The sequence below is a fragment of the Prevotella fusca JCM 17724 genome, assembly GCF_001262015.1.
Classification (GTDB): domain Bacteria; phylum Bacteroidota; class Bacteroidia; order Bacteroidales; family Bacteroidaceae; genus Prevotella; species Prevotella fusca.
Map to the genome: position 1 here is coordinate 923,884 of NZ_CP012074.1, position 20,573 is coordinate 944,456.

General features: G+C 44.9%; 12 protein-coding genes. 3 read left to right on the top strand and 9 right to left on the bottom strand.

Annotated features, from left to right (window positions below; translation table 11 throughout):
* Window positions 1–4 precede the first annotated feature (4 nt).
* Together ADJ77_RS03775 and ADJ77_RS13200 are read right to left on the bottom strand one after the other, a co-directional pair.
* A complete protein-coding gene (locus tag ADJ77_RS03775; protein WP_050696216.1) occupies window positions 5–1,318 on the bottom strand; it encodes an MFS transporter in 1,314 nt (437 codons plus the stop codon).
* 12 nt (window positions 1,319–1,330) lie between these two features.
* On the bottom strand, window positions 1,331–5,080 hold the full coding sequence (locus ADJ77_RS13200) for a DUF4922 domain-containing protein (RefSeq protein WP_082224142.1): 3,750 nt from the start codon (window positions 5,078–5,080) through the stop codon (window positions 1,331–1,333).
* Window positions 5,081–5,328: 248 nt separating this feature from the next.
* On the opposite strand from ADJ77_RS13200, the gene ADJ77_RS03790 reads away from it, so the two are divergent.
* From ADJ77_RS03790 to ADJ77_RS03800, 3 genes are all read left to right on the top strand, one after another.
* The gene (locus ADJ77_RS03790; RefSeq protein ID WP_025077605.1) at window positions 5,329–5,598 is read left to right on the top strand and encodes a hypothetical protein; all 270 of its coding nucleotides are present in this window, start codon (window positions 5,329–5,331) and stop codon (window positions 5,596–5,598) included.
* Between the two features lie 146 nt (window positions 5,599–5,744).
* Window positions 5,745–6,566 (top strand): hypothetical protein, encoded by an 822-nt coding sequence (locus ADJ77_RS03795; RefSeq protein WP_025077604.1) that lies wholly within the window; start codon window positions 5,745–5,747, stop codon window positions 6,564–6,566.
* Between the two features lie 34 nt (window positions 6,567–6,600).
* A complete protein-coding gene (locus ADJ77_RS03800; protein WP_025077603.1) occupies window positions 6,601–7,530 on the top strand; it encodes a cation diffusion facilitator family transporter in 930 nt (309 codons plus the stop codon).
* A 264-nt stretch (window positions 7,531–7,794) separates the two neighbouring features.
* On the opposite strand, the gene ADJ77_RS03805 is transcribed toward ADJ77_RS03800, so the two are convergent.
* From ADJ77_RS03805 to ADJ77_RS03835, 7 genes are all read right to left on the bottom strand, one after another.
* Window positions 7,795–10,647 (bottom strand): M16 family metallopeptidase, encoded by a 2,853-nt coding sequence (locus ADJ77_RS03805; RefSeq protein WP_050696032.1) that lies wholly within the window; start codon window positions 10,645–10,647, stop codon window positions 7,795–7,797.
* Window positions 10,648–10,656: 9 nt separating this feature from the next.
* Complete coding sequence (locus ADJ77_RS03810; RefSeq protein ID WP_025077602.1) at window positions 10,657–11,991, bottom strand: thioredoxin family protein; 1,335 nt, start codon at window positions 11,989–11,991, stop codon at window positions 10,657–10,659.
* 280 nt (window positions 11,992–12,271) lie between these two features.
* Window positions 12,272–12,745: a hypothetical protein gene (locus ADJ77_RS03815; RefSeq protein WP_025077601.1), complete on the bottom strand. Its 474-nt coding sequence runs from the start codon at window positions 12,743–12,745 to the stop codon at window positions 12,272–12,274.
* 2 nt (window positions 12,746–12,747) lie between these two features.
* Complete coding sequence (locus ADJ77_RS03820; protein ID WP_025077600.1) at window positions 12,748–13,380, bottom strand: fasciclin domain-containing protein; 633 nt, start codon at window positions 13,378–13,380, stop codon at window positions 12,748–12,750.
* A 41-nt stretch (window positions 13,381–13,421) separates the two neighbouring features.
* Entirely contained in the window at window positions 13,422–14,969 is a 1,548-nt protein-coding gene (locus tag ADJ77_RS03825) for a RagB/SusD family nutrient uptake outer membrane protein (RefSeq protein WP_050696033.1), read from the bottom strand.
* A gap of 6 nt (window positions 14,970–14,975) precedes the next feature.
* Complete coding sequence (locus tag ADJ77_RS03830; protein WP_025077599.1) at window positions 14,976–18,461, bottom strand: SusC/RagA family TonB-linked outer membrane protein; 3,486 nt, start codon at window positions 18,459–18,461, stop codon at window positions 14,976–14,978.
* Window positions 18,462–19,082: 621 nt separating this feature from the next.
* Window positions 19,083–20,360: a DUF3078 domain-containing protein gene (locus ADJ77_RS03835; protein ID WP_025077598.1), complete on the bottom strand. Its 1,278-nt coding sequence runs from the start codon at window positions 20,358–20,360 to the stop codon at window positions 19,083–19,085.
* Between the last annotated feature and the right edge of the window lie 213 nt (window positions 20,361–20,573).

Genomic DNA, 20,573 nt, shown 5'->3' on the forward strand with positions numbered 1-20,573 from the left:
AGAATCAGACCTCCTTGCTGCGCCTCCCTATTTCATCTGAAACAGGAATAAAGTAGGTTACAAAAAGACTTATAACGCCCAGAAATGCCACAAGAAGGAAGAAGTGACGATAACCAACATACTCCTGCAGGAAGCCTGTGAACCATCCCGACATAACCACCGAGAAGGCTGTTATCGCTGTACCGATAGAATAGGTGAATGTGGAATGTTTACCTTTCGTACAATACGTAAGCCATACTACATAAAGGGTCAGTCCAAGTCCTGCCCCGACCTGTTCTACAAGCATACAGATATTGATGACAGACAGGGTGGAAACAAAATAATAACTGAGATAGACGAAAAGGAACTTCGGCAAGGTCAAGGCTGCGACAAAGAGCCACGTCCAACGTTTCAAGCCATCTCGACGCACCAATCTTGTCCCTAAAGCACAGCCTGCTATCAGCGCAAACGTACCGACTGTGCCTAATACCAGCCCTAACTCCTGTGGCGAAAGAGCCAGCCCTCCATTACTTCCGGGGTCAATCAGGAAGAGTGGAGCTATTCTGAAAAACATCCCTTCGGGTATCAGAAAGCAGAAAAGGAAGCAGAGATTTGCCACATAATGAGGACGACGCACAAAGGCAGCCTTGACATCATGCCACCATTGACGTGTCACACCACTCCATATCGGAAGGTCAACATGGAAACCGTCTTTGGGAAGTACCACAGCATGGAACACCATCAGACAAGCTGTCAGAGCTGACAAAATCCAGAAGATAGCCGCCCATGAGGGCTGCACAGTCCTGTTAATTACCTCCAGATTACCGGCAATCGTTACGGGAAGAGCCATTCCGACAATGATAGAAAACAGATAAAAGACTGCCCGAGTACCAAAGAAAGCCGAACGATGACGCAACGCCGTTTCCCGTTTATAGAGCCTTTCAATACCCACGTCATGCAATGCAGCCACCATAGCTATAGTCATCAGGAAAAGAACTGTCCACTCAAACCAGTTTACTGACGGTGAAGACAGTGCTAAGCCGGCAAGACTCAGTGCCATGACAAACTCTGTCAGAACTATCCAGAAGTGCTTCCCACCATAGCCGACAACGATTCTTCCCAACAGAGGACGGAGAATAAAAGGCAGAAGAAACCACGAGCTGGTCAGCGTTATAGCACCATTCGACAGGCCCATCCTGTTGAAATAGACCAGTGAAGTCATCAACAGAATGACATAAGGAAGCCCTCGTGTCAGATAAAGCGTAGGAAGCCAGAGCCAATGGCTGCGCCATCGACTCACTATTGGAATCCCATTGCGTATCTTCTGCTCTTCAAGCATCATTCTATAACATTATTTATATTGCGCTTCTATCACTGCTGTCTGGTAATAATGATGGAGTATTTCGTCATACTTATAGCCTTTCTCGCCCATCACAGCAGCACCAATCTGACACAGCCCTACGCCATGTCCCCACCCTGCACCCACAAGACGAAAGTGCTGCGGGACGTCATTCACCATCTCACCACGTTCTACAACGAAGGCAGAGCTATAAAGATGGCTCTCGCTCAACGTGCGTCTTATCTCTAACTCCTTGCCAATAATACGAGTAAGTTTTGTTCCGACAATCTTCAAACGGGTGATACGACCACTCTTACCACGTTCCAAAGGCTGGAGGTCAACAATCTCTCCAAAGTCAAGACCACTCTTGCGTCGAATCAAATCGGCAAGTTCTGCTTGCGTGAAGCCTGTTGTCCAACGATAAAAATCCTGTGTCTCTTGATCGTAGTTGTTGAGTACCTGCCCCAAGACTGTCGCATCCTTTGTATTACAAAACGCCTCTGGCGACGACAGTATCCACTCCCTCGCCACCTCCTCACGAGTGAGGTCAATCGTAGGGGGCGTCCCCAAAGGTGCATTATCCACTACCGAGAGTAGATAAGGCTTATGGTTATTGTCCCAACAGTACTCGTATTCCTCTGAAACACCACCGCAGCACTTACTGAAACGGGCATCACATATTTCCTTACCATTCATCAGTAACTGACCACGTGTTGCCTTGATAGCCTCCTCGACATGTGGACTTGTCGCCTTTGTAATGCCCTGATAGCGTTGACAATGGTCGTCTGCACAGACATCAAACAGCGTATGAGCATCGCTATCGTACCAAACTACACCCTCTTCATCCGACACCTTTACTGGTGCAGAAGCCGCCTGAACGCCCATTTCAATGCCTTTTCGTCTTCTCATCTGTACCAACAGCCAACTTCGAGAGATGACTGCGTGTGCCTTCAGAAGCTCCAATGAAGATGTAGCACTCATCTCACTTGAGATAACACTTGCCAAATAACGTTCTACAGGCAGTTCATTAATAGCCCAGAGCTTAACACCGTCAACGACAAACCGCAGCTTACCAAGGAAGGTCTGTGCTTCCTTACGTTCCCAATGGAAGTCTACTCCGATGGTGACATCGTCCAAAGTGAAGGATATGTTATCATCTTGTGGCGTAAAGCAAAGCTCTGGATAGACTGCGGAATCCCACAGAATTCGCCCGTCCTTGAGCTTTACAGTCTGCTGACCAGTCACCTCTCTGTTCCCGATCGTATAAGTACCATTCAGTTGGAAATGTATTTCATCACCGCTGACAATACCCACGGAAACCACAGGTTCCTGTCTCCATTCATCGAAGACAAGGTCAACCGTCCTATTGCGAATCCGCTTTACGACTTCACCCATCGCTTCATTCGACAGCGACACCTCACGTAAAACAGCCTCAGCACGCTCCGCTGTCATCCCTTCAAAGTCGCTCTGACGGGGCAATATCAGCAAACCTGCCATATCCAAGCTGCCCGGACTGACAAGACACTGTGCCTCTCCTGCAGCCGAATAGCAATCAGGACGATGCTTCTCACGTGGGAACACAATCGAGACAAAGCCTTCCTCGCTGCGCCAAGCAACGATATTCATCATCGGTTCTGTCTCATCTCCCTTCAAAGGCAATGCTTCGTATAAATAGTTGAACAACTCTACATCGTTCTTCTCAGTATGACTCACGATGGCTAAAGCCGGACAGATATAGTCTTTTATCTCATAGATTCCCTCCGCATCATTCAGTTTCATGAGCGGAACAGATGTCTCACGGAATCGCTGCCAGTCACGCTGTAAAGGGAGCATCCCACTTGTTCCTGCCTGAAAGTGCAAATGGTCGGGTGCACTGGCACCACACTTCGGACCATTATAGAAAACCATCAGCTGTGGATAAGCCCTTAGCAAACGATGTATCTGTACGTAATTCTCTGCTATTGCCTGAAGTTGATGATGGCAAGAAGGGATTGTGAAATGAACAGGAAGGATCGGGAAAGGATTGACAAGAATATCAAAACCTTTTCCAAAAGGCAGTACTATCTGCTCTCCCGGGCGATTCTTTTCACAAAGGAAGCAAGGACGCTTAGCCAATGTGGCCTTATCTATCTTCGCTCCAGTGCTCACCAAGCGTGCAGGATTGGATTGCGCAAGGGCTGAACCCACCTCACGCGTCTGCACACCTTTCAACTCTTCAAAACGTTTTGCAACGTCTTGCCATTGGTTCAGCTGCTTATGAAAAAAATCAGTCAGCCCTTTCTCTCTTTCTTGGTTTTGCTTCTGACGTGCCAGAATCTCAACAGTACGCAGCTGATCTTTATAGTGATTGTTGGCATTTACCTTATCAATGCTCAATACGGCATCACTATTTCCACCCCAACGACGACAGAGATAAAGTTCATCATAGATTCGCCCGATACGGAAACGACGGCTGAAAGCCAAGCCCACAGCATAGTCTTCGCCATAACTTGTGTTAGGGAATTGATGCTGACGAACCAAAGGAGTGAAGAAAGCACGTGGTGCACCGAGTCCGTTGATACGCAGGGCATTGTTGCAACCATTATCCTCTGTCCACTCATTATGACTGATCAAGCCCGGTGGAAGAGTATTAAGATCGAAATCACACATACGATAAGAGCCTACAATCATTGCAGCCTTCTGCTCGTGGAAAGCGTTGACAATTGTCTGCAAGGTATTCTCTGAGGAATAAAGGTCATCACTATCCAACTGAACTGCAAAGCGACCGCAATGCGCATCATTGATAGCATAATTCCAACAGCCACCTATACCGAGGTCTGTACGTGTAGGAATAAGATGCACAAGACGCTCATCTGCAGCCAAGGAAGAGAGAATCTCCGTCGTACCGTCTGTTGAATGATTGTCAACAACGATTACGTTAAAAGGGAAGTCTGTCTTCTGTGAGAGAGCTGAAACCACCGCATCACGCACTGTCTTCTCACGATTGAAGACTGGAATCACCACCGAAGCCTCCACTGGGAAATCCTCACCAGAGAAGTCTGGCTGTGCATACAGCATGGTATCGACCAAGGCGTTAATTGCAGCGAGGTGTGCTGTAGCCGCCTGTTCCATCTCTATCTGCACCTCACGATTGCGTGGGTTCACGTAGTCAAACTGCTTCTCACCGCTGGCACGTAGGTCATCCTCTTCCTCTGTATAAAGGTATTCATTCAGATGGAAGAGTTCCCCCTTACGGCTCAGGAAGAGACGAAGATTGTACCAACCTGCAAACTGATAATCCTTTGCCACTTTTCTTGTAGCATACTCCTTCAAATACGCAGTCTTGAGAAGTACTACAGAACCGAAATCAAAGTCATCACGGATGCTACCCAACTGATAGGCAGTAACAGGATGCTTCACGGTCTTGCCCGCTTCCACTGAGTAATGGTCAGCATAAACCATTGCTGCATCGGTTTCCTCAGCCACCTGCAGCATACGCTCAAGTGCATGATAGCCCAGCGTGACAGGACCTTGCTTCAAGTAAAGCAGGGCATAATCACTCGTTGCTGTTGTAGCTATAAGGCGCATAGTTGCCAGAGAAAGCAAACCGCCTGCCTGTAGCTGACGAGCGTACTGAGGCAGTGCTTCAGTAGGTAGAACATCAGCAGCTAACATATATATATCGTTCACCACGCCGTCCTCGTACAACTGTGCAGCGAGCGACTGCATCATTGCAGCTGTACTATACGGCAGAAAGCAATCTATCTGTTTCTTCTTTTCCATCTGAAATGTGTTCTTTTATCTACTTGCAAAGATACTATAAAATCCCGTCTTACGCACGAAGTTTCCGAAGAAAACAACCCATTGCGAATTATTTTCATGAAAAGAAATATTTATTTACGTGAAGAAAAATATTTTTTTTCATGAAAAGAAATTCTTTTCTTCGTGAAAATAATTTGGAATCAGTAGTCATACTGAACTTTTTCCGTAACTTTGTACACAGAAAAAGACACTTAGAAAACAGGAAAAAGATGGAAAAAGAAAATCATATTGACCGTGCACTGGCATTCATGGAGAACCTTGAAAAGCTTGGCACACAGCTTCAGAAGGCTGACGAACAGCAGAAACTAATGCTGCAAGAGATGCTAATAAAAAGCCAGAATCACGAAACAGACACGGATGAATACCGTGAACTGGAGCAGCGAAGCAAGGACCTTCAGGCAATGATCAACAAGTGGCACCCCATCTATGAGGAACGTCTGAAAATGGTAAAAGAGGCGCAGAAGGCTGCTAAGAAGTAAGGCTAACTGTACGAAGGATAAGACTTGAACAAGCTCGTTTTGCTCTCTGAAAGAGAAGTATGTGTCACTTACTTTTACCCACTATCTCCTATTCAACATTACAGAACTCCGCATACATGAACAAACTCTATAACATTCAAGAACAAATGAAGAAACACTCATATAAGAATATCAGACTATTCTTACTGACTATCATTGGTGTTAGTTTGTTTTTCTCATGTTCGTTTGTTCCTTCTGGAATAGCCGAAGAGATAACTTATCACGGAGAACAACTGCATCGTTACCTGACAATTATCAAAGACGTAACATCGAAAGCGGAGAGGAGTAAGGACACTATCACCTATTATTGTAACCAAAAAGGGCAGCTCATCATAGAGCGTGTGGGTACAGACAGCTTGCAGGATTACACTTATTCCTACACTGGTGACACCATTCACATTCATAAGACACATATTAAAGACCAGTTAGACGAACTCCTCGATGGCTATTACATAGTTAAGAACGGACTTATCATAGAAGCGAATAACACTCCCGGCTATTATACATACACCTACGATAATAAGCGAAGGCTCGTTTGTCGTGACACACCTAACACACTCTGTGGGAGACAAACCAACATCCTCCAATGGAAGGGAGAGAAGATATTACCTGATAAATCATTAAATATCACTTACAGAGATACTGGAGAGAAAACGAGCCACCATAACCTCTATTACTTTTGGATGTTTGGTAGTGGTATAAGAATACCCATCCCCTTCATCACCTTGGGTTATATGGGTGTTATTCCGAAAGGAGATATTAGCAGCTATAGCTTTAGTTCAAAAGATAAAGACTTCGCTTTCAAGTCGCAACTGACAACGGAATATGATAAGGAAGGACGTCCCACCCGCATTGAAGAAGTGGTGACAACACTAAATAAAAATAACAAACAAGAAAGTAGTAAGTACGTTACACAGTACATCTGGTAGTTATATACCAGTATCGAAAAGATTAAAACAGGATATGGAAAAGGAAAAGAACAGTGGAGGAATGATGAGTGTTATCGCTGCCTTAGGTGCAAACATCTTGGTTGCGATTTCAAAGTTTGTTGGTTTTGCAGTGTCTGGCTCAGCTGCTATGTTGAATGAATCAATCCATAGTGTTGTGGATTGTGGCAATCAGATACTGCTATTGGTAGGCAACCGCCAGTCAACAGCAAAGGCAACGGAGCAGCATCCGTTCGGACAGGCTCGTGCTAAGTATTTCTATAGCTTGGTTGTTGCAATGATGTTGTTCTTTGCCGGTGGTGCATTGGGTATCATGGAGGCAACAGAGAAGTTGTTTCACCCAGAACACGGCGTGGAGAACACGTGGCTCATCATCGGTATTCTCGTCTTTGGACTCTTAGTGGAGTTAGGCAGCCTTCGCATTGCCTTCAAGGAAATAAAGGAATTGAACAAGGACAACCTATCACTTTATCGCTTCCTGCGGGAGAGCCGTCATAGCGAAATCCTTATCATCTTCGCCGAAGACAGTTGTGCAGTAATCGGTCTGCTGATAGCTTTAGGTGGTACGCTTCTTACCCATTTCACGGGTAATCCTTTCTATGATGCCTTTTCGGGTGTACTGATTGGTGTACTCCTCTGTGCTGCAGCTCTCTTCTTGGCACGTGAATTCTATAGTTTGCTTATTGGTGAGAGTGTTACACAAAAGGACCTATCACGTATCAAGGAGGTGTTCAACAGAACAGAAATCGACCGCCTCATCAACGTCAAGACTATCCACCTCGGTCCTAACGACATCCTTGTCACTGCAAAGATTGACGTCAAGAACGAATACGAAGCACAAGCATCTCAACTGGTTAACGACATCGAAAAGAATATGCGTGCCGCTTTCCCAGAATATAAGATTTACATCTATATTGAGACGGATAAGTATAAGGAGAATTATTAAAAACCTCTCCCTTCCACCCCACTCAGGACCATATAGCATGGTATTAACGGTCAGCACCATTGGTGTTCACCATCAGCACCACCTGTGCTGGGCTTCAACACTTCGATAGAAAATGGATAGAAGAGGAACTTGATAGTCATAACAATGAATGCAGCCAACAAGGCTCTTTTCGGCGATTGAGCCGTTTTATCCAATATCAAAAACAAAAACAGGGATGCTCTGGTTGAGCATCCCTGTTTTATATACTTATTTTCCCTTTAAGACTTACTTAAAAGTATGCTTGCCTTCCTGTGCAGCAGGCTTCACGATAATCTCACGCTGCTTGGCATTCATCATAACCTTCATGGCTACTGCAGTTATATCCTGCGCTGTAAGGGTCTTGAAGATTGGCGCAGAAGCTGCATTGTCATTTGGTGACTGCTCATTACCAGTCTCAGCATAGATGTTCAACAATGCCATCCACACTGATGGGTCGCTGTTAGACTGAGAGGCTACACTTGTCTGCTCCTCATCAACTGCAAGTGGTACCATCACAGCCTTGAACTCATCAGCGGTGAAACGACCAGCCTTAACGTCCTCAAGAATACTATAAACAAGGCTAACCGCCTTGTCAGCATTCTCTTTCGCTGTAGAAAGATGGATATTAAGACTCTCGCCTGCTACTGGCTGTGAAGTATAGTTACTCTGTACACCTACCGTATAGGTTAGGTGTTCCTTTTCACGCAACACGTCAAAATAACGACGCTCCAAGATTCCACGCATCACCTCCAAAGCAGCCTGCTCACGGTCGGAGAGTTTCTGCTTGTTAGCAAAAGATATCTCAATCTCAGCCATACCGCCTTCTGTCTCCGTCTCGAAAGTGCGCTTGATAACAGGCGTAGATGACGAGAAGTCCATTGGCTGAATAGCAGTCTTCATTGGCTTGCCTTCTCCCTTGAGTGAACCGATATAGCGGAGAATCAACTCTTTCGCCTTTGCTTCAGGTATATCACCAATAAGGCAATAGGTGAAACGTGAGGCATTTCCAAGATGTGCTTGGAACTGTTCCTGCAACTTGTCGTACTGAACAGACTTGAAGAAAGCCTCATCCTGACGTGGATTCATTGCACTGGCTGGATAAAGCAACTGCTGGATAGAATCCTGTACTGCTGCCATACCTGTCGTAGCACGATTCTCGTAGACATAGAGGTTGCGCTGAACATACTTGTCAAAGGCTGACTTTAAGAAGTTCTGACGTGACAAAATCAAGTACAGATAGCTGAAGAAATCGTCAGCATTGTCAACAGGCGCATTACCACCCACACCATCACTATAGTCTTCCAATGAGAGGGAGAGATTGATATTCTTGCCCTGCAACCACTGTGCTAACTGATTTCTATTGTAGTTATATACTCCAGACTGCATCAAAAGCGAACGCATTGCAGTATAGTTAGCAATGTCCTGTGCAGGAACGATTGACTTACCACCTTCTGCAGAACCTGCAAAGAGGAACTGACCGTTCAATTCTGGTACATTCCGATAAAGCACTTTTGCACCATTAGAGAGAATCCACTCCTTTGCCTGCAAAGTCTTCAACTGCTTCTCAGAGACAATCTTACCACCAGTCAGAGGGAAGTCAATCAACTGACTGACAGGCTTCATATCGTCTGCACGAGCCATGTCGCTGAATGAACTCTTAGCCTTCAAGGCTTCCATAAGGTCATTCTCGGTGATATTCATCTCAGCCTGTGACTTAGAATAGGTAACAAAAGCGAGGTTGTTGTCATTAAGCAAGGACTTCATCCAAGCATTCATATCCTCTACCTCCAGCTCAACTAAGGTCTCAAGGTTACGGTTGATCTGACCACGGAAGTCCTGTACAGGAATATCATAAAGGAAGTTCTGACGGAAAAGCATCAAGGCATTGTCTGGCGTACCTAATCCCTGCGCCTCCAATACATCCTTCATTCCAATATACATCTTCTCCTTCTCTGCATTAAACTCAGCTGCTGTAAAGCCCTGATTGCGCAGGTTATCACGCACTGCTAACAACTGCTGAAGTGCCTTCTGCTCATTACCTTTATATGGAACCATATCCCACGCCATCTGATAATAATTTCTTACCAGTGGAGAGAGACTTACCTCAGCTGCAATATAACTCTCTTTATCAGCATTCTTCAACATCACAAAACGCTTTGGAGCTAATGTATTGAAGAACTTAGTAAAGATAAACTGACGCACACGGTCCTCTTCAGGCGCATTGCCCTTTACCTCATAGCGTTGGTAAAGACCAAAAGAAGCACTCTTGTTCTCTGAGTCAATAAAACGCATATAGAGTGGTGTTGGATTGTCAGGAATCGATCTTGCTTGTGGACCGACAACTGGGACCAGCTTCGCTGGCAATGTCTTAAATACCGTTTGGATATTCTTCTCCATCAGGTCAACATCCACATCACCAATAACAGCAATAAACTGCATATTAGGACGATACCACTTGTCGTAGAACTGCTTTACCTGCTTCTGCTGGAAAGTCTCCAGAATCTTCTGTGAACCAATCACGTTATGGGTAGCATAACCTGCATTGTTATAGACAACAGGTGCGATGGCATCCGTCAGGCGACGGTCTACACCCGAACGATGGCGCCACTCTTCAAGGATAATACCACGTTCCTTCTCAATGTCATTAGCAGTCATCTTGATACCGTGACACCAGTCACGGAGCACCCAAAGCATATTCTCATTGAGCTTCGCATCATCTGTTGGCACATTATGTACAGCATAACGAGTATCATCGACACCCGTGAAGGCTTCAAAGTCATTGAGGTTATGGCTACGAAGGAAATTCATCACACCATTAGGGAAGTGGTCTGTCGTGTTGAAAGCTAAGTGCTCAAGCACGTGCGCCAGTCCCTTTTCCTCGTCATTCTCCAAGATAGCACCTACATTCTGGTAGAGATAATACTGTGCCTCACCCGTTACAGAGCCATCATTATAGATATAATAAGTAAGCCCATTTGCCAGTTTTCCCTTCTTAAGTCCTTTCATCTGCGCATTGGCAGGACTAAGGGGAAAAAACAAAAAGCCTATGAGCAGTGCCACAGGCATGCTCGATAGGCATTTCATAATATTCTTGAACATAGTCATTCTTTACTTTTCAAGGAGTTCGAGTGTAGAGAGCTTCTGCTTGATTGCACCCTGCAACATAGCCTGTGGCATCTCCATATTCTCCAGACGAAGTGTCTCAGCAAAAGCCTGGTTGTAGTATTCACGTGACTTAGCATAGTTCTTCAACTCACGATAAGAGTCGCCAATCATTACCATATAGTTCACGCGGTCCATCACAGCGTCTTCCTGTGCCAAAGCCTTCTCTGCCCACTTGATGGCTACCTCATGGTCCTTAGCCTTCAAACTCTTGCCTGCTGCCATATAGAGATTCTGTGCAGCCTTACCATAGTCAGCTGAACGGAGGTTGTTCTCCATCTTGCCGAAATAGGTTTCCATAGCTTTCACATAACCATTCACATCCTTGTTCTTATACAAGTTGAAGAGAGCATCAAAGTAGAGCTTAGACTTCTCGTATGGAGTAATACCTGTCAACCCCACCACCTCGTATGCCTTTGCATACTGGTTCTTGACCTTCTCCACATAGTCCTTGTACTTAACGTTTCCATCCTTTGCCATATCCTCGGCAAAAATGTCATTAGCCTCAACAATGTAGTAAGCTGGTGCCTTGCCAACAGTCTTCGTCCAGTCATCAAGATGGTCGTTAATGAGGTCTATCATGTACTGCTTATGCTCCTTATCCTCGTCCCCCTCCAACATCAGAATGATACGATAATCATTTTCATTGATAAGTTTCAAAGGTGCCTTCGCAGCCACATAGTTCTTATAGAGCTTCTGTAAACGTGTCACCCACTTGTCAGCCTCCATACCTTCCTGCGCCTGCAAGAAAGACGGTGCCTTGAGGAGGAGCTGCTGCTGAACATCAAGGTCGTTGTTATCAGCCTTATACTTGTTGTACAGTTCCTCAAAACTTACGCTCTCACCAGCAGCAATCTTAGCAGCCTCCATGAGTTCGTCCTTATCCATTGCACCTGTATTCACAGACAAAGCCTTACCATCTGGTGAGATGAAAGCGACTGTTGGATAAGCTGCAACCTTATAGTTCTTTGCAATTTCGACATTCTCACCCTTCTCTGCATCCAGCTGCAGGCTGATGAAATGCTCATTAAAATACTTCCCTACTTCCTCCTGTGTAAACACAGTCTTCGCCATCTTTTTGCAAGGAACGCACCAGACTGCATAGAAGTCAACGAAGAGCAGTTTGTTCTCTTGTTTGGCTTTTACAAGCGCCTCACTGAAAGTCCCTTTGAAGAAAGTGATTCCGTTCGTTCCGTCAGAGCCTGCTCCCTGCTGTGCACGAACCTGTACTGCCAACATTAAAAGCGCAACAAGCAGTAAGGCATATCTTCTTCTTTTCATACTTAATCTGAATTTAAATGGGTTATTTTATTCAAGTTTCCGTTTTAGTTTACTCCACCAGCTGCATCAAGCCTATCTTTTGCTACTTTTACCAGCACTGACTGCCGCAATGTGGATTGTCTATCGGCTGCATCAAGCCTATCTTTTGCTACTTTTACCAGCCGTTGGTAATACGGTTACAAAGCATCGGTAACATCATTACCAAGCGCAGGTAACACAATTAAAGATGGTCTTCAATGCAGAACGAAGCGCATACGATTAAAAGATCATATCGCCGACATCAGTCGATAACTAACTCATCGTCAGTCACCACCACCTTGAAGACATCATCCAAGACAGTCTCATGATCCTCATTATATACCTTGAGAGAAAGACGGTATCTGCCATTCGGCAGCTTCTGTGCTGCTTCCAATGTAACAACTATCAAGCCACCCGTTACAGATATTTTACCCTCCTTATATAGATTCATGAAGAGCTGTACATTTTCCTGCCTATCAGCCTTGACCCCTGCAAGTTCGAAATTGACAGGGTTAGTACCTGCAACACCCTGGATACGTGTTGAAACGAATGGTAATTTATTAATAGCGCGGTCACTTGTAGGATCAATATTATGGAAGGCGTTAAGTGAGTCAGGCGCAAATGATGCTCCTGTCGTTCTCAAATAGCCAACATCCATTTTACTACACGATACCATAAAACCTATTGTAAGGGCCATAAGGCACAGCAAAGCTATTCCTTTCTTCATCTGTTTCATTTTTAAAAGTCAGTTAAATTGAAGTCGTAAACAAGCGAATGGACTACTCCCGTATTTGTCTCGATATTACATGAAGCAACATCCGAAGTCTTGGTTGTCGTAGGAGATACAAGGTGAATCCGCAGAGGACCAGCACCCGGCACATTGTTATAAGACTCACGGAAAGTATAAATCCACAGCTGTTTTCCCGAAGCCATCTCTACAGTCTCACCTCCTTTTCCGACTGGTGTTGAAGGATCTGAAGACTTAACGCCTTCCTTGAAGTCATCGAGCATCACACGCTTCTTAGGGAGAACACAGTTCAATATGAACGTTTTGCAGTCAGCCACAGGAATATCTGAAACCCTTTCCATACTATTATCAAGGAGATAACGACGGATACTGTGATTGGTTGGACCAAAGAAAGTGAAGTTCTTACCATATTTACTCGTTCCCTGAAAGAGCGAAACCAAGTCGGCACGCTCTGCCATTACACGCAGGGAATCCCAGTTATAGCTATCACCTTTAAAGTACTCCCACATGGTCATATCATGCTTACCGTTGGCAAGACCAGTGTCGTCAAAGTTATACTTGGTACAACTTGAGATTGCTCCCATCGTCAGACACACCATTATTATATATATAATCTTCTTCATTATATCAAACACTTTTAAATTGTGCATTCCTTACCTTCCTATTAGTTATAAGCCTGCCAATAAGGTTTCTGGCGCAACTGGTTATTGATAATGTGTCCATCCTTATCCTGCCAAGCATCTTTTGGAAGTGGAAGGAAAAGAGCACCGCCCTGAATATCCTGGTTGCTGAGCAATTTGAACTTACCCTGCAATTCTTCTTTCACATATCCATTGCGGATAATGTCTGCATAACGTGCATCATTCTCACCGACAAACTCCTTCTCTCTTTCAAGGAAGATAGCTTTCTTCAAACCCTCAGTATCATAGGTTGAAGGATAAGAAAGTGCACCTGCACGTGAACGAATCACATTGAGGTCTGCAATAGCATTTGCTTCATTACCTAACTTCTGATAGCATTCAGCCCTCAAAAGGTAGATGTCAGCCAGTCGCCAGTACACGTAATCAGCATCTACAGTACGATAGGTCTTACCACTTGCAGAGTACTGGTCAGCATCCATGATAGCCTTTCTGAACTTATACATTAGAGCATAGTCCGTTCCATCTACCTCATGCGAAGTGCCCCACTGGTAGAAGAAAGCCTGCAGGCGCTGGTCAGTAGCATCCGGGAAGAGCGATTCCACCGTCGATGTATGAAGCTGATAGGTGCTGCTTGAAGGCAGGTCAGCCAAAGTCTGGTCTTCTCTGACAGGCCAGCTCACAAAGTTCTGCGCCACCTCGTTAGGAGAAACAACGAACTCCGAGCGTGTTTTGTCGAACAACAAACTGAAGATTGCTTCGGGGTTAGGTGTCTTCTCATTAGACAAGTACGTACAAAGTTCCTCTGGAGAAGAACAAAGCCGATAAGTACCGACCTTCCCTTCAATCAGTAGTGTTGCGTAGTCTATAGACTTCTGATAGTCATCCTTTGCATTGCCCTGCAACTTATAAAGCTCAGTAACACTGCCCTTCCAAGCATAAACCTGAGCCAACAAGGCTGCAGCAGTTCCCTTGGAAGCTGTCTGACGGTCTGTTATTGCCGCACCGTTAAGGTCTGTCAGCTTATCCCATGTAGGCAGAATCTCCAAAGCCTTCTTGGCATGCTCTATCGCCGTATTGAGCACATCACTCTGAGGTGACAAGGAATAAGGCTTTATCTCGGTAGAATTTTCCGTGATGATAGCCTCACCGTAACGCTGTGCCAAGAGGAAATAAGACAGCCCGAGAGCAAACTCTGCCTGTCCGACATGATAGTTCCGGCGGTTAGTTGACAGGTCCTTTGTCTTGTCAATGTTATCAAGCAGCAGGTTAGCTTCAAAGATAAGGTCATAAAGACCTTTCCATGAATACTCGCTTGAGACTACTGTCCGTGGATTCCATTCACGCAACTGTTTGGCATCCAACACCTCATCAGCCTTCATGCCTGCCGTTGAAAGGACGTAGTTGCTGCCGACAACCGTATTGACATAGTACAGAATGGAAGTGGTCGTCGCATTCAGTTCTTTCTCCGTATTGAACGAATTACTGTAGGTAAGTCCGTTCTCCGGCTGCAGGTCGAGGCTACAAGAGGACAGAAGACAACCACATATTGAGAGTATTATAATCTTCTTCATTTTCTGTTAGAATTTTAAGTTGAGACCCAAAGTGACTTTTCTGTTCAAAGGATACTGTGTTCCATCATCCTTACCAGTATAAGGATTGATAACCTCAGGATCAACTCCTGAATAGTTGGTAATCAGAAACAGATTCTCACCACTGAGGTAGACGTTGGCATCCTTGATGAAAGAGCCCTTCAACCAGTTCTTTGGAATCTGATAGCCTACAACCAACTGCTTGAGGCGCAGGAAGCTGACATTCTCAATATTAGAATCCACATTGCCATCAAACTGACCTACATAATCCTTGTCAGCGAACTCAAGAGATGGATATTTTGCATCTCTGTTAGTTGGAGTCCAGAAATCATTGGCACGGAAATAGTTCATGATAACTCCAAAGTCTTTCGTAAAGGTAAAGGCACTGTTCTTATACATATTCATCACCTTGCGGCTGATTGTATAACTAAAGAGTACGTCGAAGCTCAATCCCTTCCACTCCAGATGACTGTTCAAACCACCATAGACTGCAGGAAGTGTGCTGCCAGCGTAATAAAGGTCCTTATCGTCAATCACGCCATCATAGTTCTGATCCTTTATCTTTCTACCACCGACACGCAACGGGTTGTTAATTGACTGGAAATAAAGTGGGAACAACTTACCTGATGCATTGCGATACATAGGGATGTCTTCCTCTTTCTGCACAATTCCTTCATCCTTGAAAGTATAGATACCATAGACAGGACGTCCCAAGACCTTGTCATTAAGGTCCTCTCCGTTGTATGTCTTACGCAGCATGTTCTTGTTGTGTGAGAGGTTCATACCCACGCTCCAGTTCCAGTTCTTCTTACGGATAATATCATACTGTGCTTCAAACTCAATACCTTCATTGGAGATGGCTGAAGCATTGTCCCACATGTTTGTTGCAAGGAATACATTGCCCGGCAGATAAGACTGCATCAACAGTTTGCTTGAGTACTTATAGTAATAGTCAAGTTTGAACTTCAAGCGATAATCCAAAAGCTGCAAGTCAAGCCCAAGGTCATACTGGTCACTCTCTTCCCATGTCAACTTCTTATTAGCCATGGATTGTGGAATCAGACCTAACGAACCATTATAGACGTTGCTTTCCTCCATTACACCCAATGCCAGATAAGGCTCCTGGAACTTCTGTCCGGACTTACCCCATGATGCACGCAGCTTACCGAAGCTCAGCCACCACAACTTCTTCATGAATGCCTCTTCACTGAATGCCCAGCCAAGACCTACAGAAGGGAAAGTTCCCCAACGTACATCCTTACCGAACACACTTGAACCATCTGCACGGATAGAGAGTTCTGCCATGTAACGCTTCTTATAACTGTAAGCCGCACGTCCCAAGAAACTAAGCAACGACTGTTCCTGCTGGTTGGTAAGGAAACTCTGTGCAGCTCTTACCGTTCCTCCGTCTTTGATAAGTGAAGGCCAGCCCTCACCTGCAAACTTGATAGAATTGGTCGGACCCCCCTTTGCCGTACCACTCAGGTTCTGCAAGAGATCATAGTTATAGGTCATACCAGTCATCAACTCAAGTTTATGGTCGCTTGGAAGTGCAAGATTATAAGTAAGGATATTCTCTGTCTGCACATTCGTCATTGCTATATTGGAAGCCTGAACCTCAGACTTCTTGTCATACTTCAGATAATCAGGTGTGAAGGTGTACACACGTGTGAAGTAATGGTCAAGCGAGTAAGTAGAAGAGAACTTCAGTCCTTTCAAGATGTTATAGTTCAATCCTACACTCAGACGAATATTATAGTTGGAGTTGGTCTTGTCAATATCACGTAACTGTCTCAACGCTATCTGTTCGGCAGTACTACCCTTGCCCGGCAAGAGCGTTGATGTTCGTTTCGGGTCAAAGGTCAATCCCTGCACACGTCCTCCGTCCGCACCGGCTTTCTGTGTAGCGTAAGTAAGATTGATACGTGTGAATGCGCTCAGCTTCGTTGACAGATTGAAATCAAGATTACTCAAGAGACTGAAGCGACGGAAGTTAGAACTGATCATGATACCCGTCTCATCATAGACGCCTGCATTGACCATATATCTTATGTTATCCGTACCACCAGATAAAAGCATGTCAGCCTTTGTTACCTTACCTACACGGAAAGCATACTTCCACCAGTTTGTTCTGTTATTATAGAAGGTATTAAGTGAGTCCTGTGCAATACCCGGCAGACGGCGGTCTGAATCCAGCACCTTACCATTTCGCCACAGATAGTCGTATGCACCATCGTTATCTGCATCCCAACCGTAGGAATCCTTATAAGAATGTGGATAAACCAATTGGTCTGTGAGATAGTCATAATGTGCACCTCTCTGGCTCTTTGCCAAACGCAAAGCAATGTCACGCTCACCCTTTCCCATGGTCTGCATAGGTGTGCTTGGCAGCCATGAAAGAGACTGTGACACATTGAAGCTAACCTCCGAACGCCCGGACTTACCCTTCTTCGTAGTGATAAGGATAACACCATTACCAGCTCTTGAACCATAAAGAGACGCTGACGCTGCATCCTTGAGAACCTGAACAGACTCAATACTTGAAGGATCCAATCCTGACAACGGATTAATACCACCCGTTGCATCCGTAGCACTACCTGTTACAGGAATACCGTCAATGACATAAAGTGGAGTTCCGTCATTGACACCCTGCTGGTTCAACGAACTGAAACCACGAATCGTAATACGTGAACCGCCACCACCAGGAGAGCCGGACAGGTTGGTTACATCAACACCTGCCATACGTCCCTGCAACAGGTTCTCAAGACTTGCTGTCGGAGCTTTCTGCAAATCCTCAACTTTCACTGATGCAATCGCACCCACCTGCTCACGTGTGTTACGCTTACCATACGCAACCACAGTCACCTCGCCCATCGCATAGGCTGAGGATGGCAGGATTACATCCAAGGCTTTGCCGGCATGATACTTCAACGTCTTTGCCTCATAGCCCACACTGGACACACTGATTGTGCCCTCTTCCTTCTCTACAGGCATAGAGAAGTTGCCGTCAACATCGGCAGTAACACCTTTCGATGTACCCTTAATCTGTACAATGGCAAAGGGCACACCCAGTCCGTCCTTATCCTTCACCGTACCGTGAAGGGTGTACTGACCCTGTGTTGCGTTCTTCATCTTGAACACATCAATCATCTTGCCATCCACATTATATATAAAGGATGTATGTGACAACAGGTTCTCTACAGCACTCAACTCATCCACATCTTCGAAAGAGATGGTCAAAAGCAGAGTGTCGTTCTTCACATCGTCAGAATAATTAATCTTGTAATCTCCCTTTGTTGAAATGAAATCCAAGATTTGAGCAACGCTTTTATCTTTGAATGAAATCGAAAACTTCTTCACTGCAACCTGTGCATAAGCTGGGGAAGTCCACGAAATCATCAAAATAAAAGCTGTCAGAAACATCAAAGAAGGTAACCTTCTTAAAGCTCTTAACATGTGTTGATGATACTTCATTGATTAATCTTTATTGTTATTATTTTATTGATACACATTCATATTGGGCTGTATAAAAAGCAGAGGTGCACTGTCCACATGTTCACCAGCAGACATTAATTTACGGACGCATGAAGCATCTGTCACCACAAAACACCACTGAGCATTACTTTAACAGTCCCCATAAATTATTAAACCCAGTACTACTACATAAAAAAAGTATTAATATTAATTTTGCTGCAAATGTACATAAAAATTTTGAATATCATAGTAATTGGATAAAAAAATGAAAACAAAAGAGACTTAGTTCAAACATTTCATAGGGTTAGAGTAAACTGTAGTCCCGCTCGTCATTACACAGACTCTCACTGTCTACACCCAAGACTGCTTATTATTCATGACTACGGACCGATGACAAAACACTACGAATGATGCGAATGGCACGAATTAAAAGGGCAAACAACACAAATAAAGATGTACTATGGAACAAAACCAGATAGTACGGGGAAAGGACTGATGAAAAAAAGAAAACACAATATTTCCGCACATACCGTGAAACATCTGATGCCAGCAGAACACTGGACAAACAGGACATTCTACTCACCTCTCCACCCGGAGAGGGGTCGGGAGTGAGGCTGACTGCTAAAAACTATACTGGAATCCTATCGACGCAAACTCCCTCAACTGCCAGAAGGCATGATGGTCGTCACGACGCACACCGTCATCAAAGCGAGGATAGATAAACACACGGCTTGAAATGTAACGGTTGAAACGGAAGGTAAACGTGTTCTCCCACTCCAACTCCGTACGCTTATAGGTGGAATAGCCGTAAAGACGTGTCTTCCATGTCAGCAGTTCCAACAGCTTCCATTCCAAATCAACCGTGAACTCGGAACCGAAGTCATGCAGGAAGTGCTCACCCTCATCTATACCCAAACGGCGGGACAGCTCCAGCATCCGGGTGTACTTCATGTTATAAGCCAATGGCGCCAGATGGAAGTTACCTCTCAGCCGGTGATTCATCCAGTCGACAGAGTAGTCCATACCGACAGAGAGATTCAAGTTCAATGGTGCGGCAAAAGCAGAATACACCTTCGGGTCATTTGAGCGATAAGAATGGGTGAACTGCGTGTTTCCTATCAATTGCACAGTATAATACCAACGCCTCGTTGCCTGCAAGCCCAACTTTGAGGTAAAACGAATCAAGTCCTCTGTACTCTTGAAGCTATGCAGCGAGTCAGAACGGCTGCTCTGCATACCATACTTCAGTTCCAGACGATTCTCCCACTTCACCTTCTGCTTGTTATTGTAATTTGCCTGCATCACCAGTGATGCCAGTGCCGAATAGTTGCTCTCACCACCTTTATACCAGTTTCCCGACACATAATTCTGTAGGAACTGCAAGGCGTAATCACCATGGAACGTCCAGAAGTTAGGGCGCATCACCAGTACCTCGACTGGTACGGTCTTTGGTTCTACGGGACGTTCAACCACTTTCTCCACCAGTTTCGCATCATGGCGGATGGGAGCCTCAATATCATTCAGTTTTGTCTGCTGCGACTGCACCGCACGGTCAGTACCCACAACAAGGTCCGGGCGTGACAGATAAAGGTGCATCAGTTCTGAAAGAAATGGATTCTCTTTCCTGTCCCGTGCAAACAGTCCTTCAGCCACATTGCCATAATAGGTCAGTGGCATGAACAGACGCATATCACTCATACGCAACCTTTGCCCGCGACGGTTCTTTGGCATTTTACGTGTAAAAAGACTGTCTTTCGCCATGCCCAGCGAATCCATATACGCCTGCATCTTATCCTGAGATGCCTGCTCCTCTTTATGAACAGACACCGAATGATGCACCTGGGAGACAGCACCCAAACACACTATCAAAAATATCGTGATTAAGAAGTTCCGTTTCATCATATTAATATAATGCGTGCAAACTTACTGCATTTTTTTCAATTTACGATGCTGTTTACAAAATTTCTTAATCGTCACACGCAAATTATACCCACAAACGGTTCATATCCACTCCTTCGTGAAATGAAATACCTGATATTAACATCAATGATGCATACCAAACCTTGGTAATGAGGTTTCCGAAGTTTGACTATAATTCCAAAAAGATTTTAG

What these genes read in the sequence shown, in the direction of transcription:
- ADJ77_RS03805 (WP_050696032.1), bottom strand. Translation starts at nt 10,647, where the DNA reads ATGTTCAAGAATATTATGAAATGCCTATCGAGCATGCCTGTGGCACTG.
- ADJ77_RS13200 (WP_082224142.1), bottom strand. Translation starts at nt 5,080, where the DNA reads ATGGAAAAGAAGAAACAGATAGATTGCTTTCTGCCGTATAGTACAGCT.
- ADJ77_RS03830 (WP_025077599.1), bottom strand. Translation starts at nt 18,461, where the DNA reads ATGAAGTATCATCAACACATGTTAAGAGCTTTAAGAAGGTTACCTTCT.
- ADJ77_RS03795 (WP_025077604.1), top strand. Translation starts at nt 5,745, where the DNA reads ATGAAGAAACACTCATATAAGAATATCAGACTATTCTTACTGACTATC.
- ADJ77_RS03820 (WP_025077600.1), bottom strand. Translation starts at nt 13,380, where the DNA reads ATGAAGAAGATTATATATATAATAATGGTGTGTCTGACGATGGGAGCA.
- ADJ77_RS03825 (WP_050696033.1), bottom strand. Translation starts at nt 14,969, where the DNA reads ATGAAGAAGATTATAATACTCTCAATATGTGGTTGTCTTCTGTCCTCT.
- ADJ77_RS03790 (WP_025077605.1), top strand. Translation starts at nt 5,329, where the DNA reads ATGGAAAAAGAAAATCATATTGACCGTGCACTGGCATTCATGGAGAAC.
- ADJ77_RS03810 (WP_025077602.1), bottom strand. Translation starts at nt 11,991, where the DNA reads ATGAAAAGAAGAAGATATGCCTTACTGCTTGTTGCGCTTTTAATGTTG.
- ADJ77_RS03800 (WP_025077603.1), top strand. Translation starts at nt 6,601, where the DNA reads ATGGAAAAGGAAAAGAACAGTGGAGGAATGATGAGTGTTATCGCTGCC.
- ADJ77_RS03815 (WP_025077601.1), bottom strand. Translation starts at nt 12,745, where the DNA reads ATGAAACAGATGAAGAAAGGAATAGCTTTGCTGTGCCTTATGGCCCTT.
- ADJ77_RS03835 (WP_025077598.1), bottom strand. Translation starts at nt 20,360, where the DNA reads ATGAAACGGAACTTCTTAATCACGATATTTTTGATAGTGTGTTTGGGT.
- ADJ77_RS03775 (WP_050696216.1), bottom strand. Translation starts at nt 1,318, where the DNA reads ATGCTTGAAGAGCAGAAGATACGCAATGGGATTCCAATAGTGAGTCGA.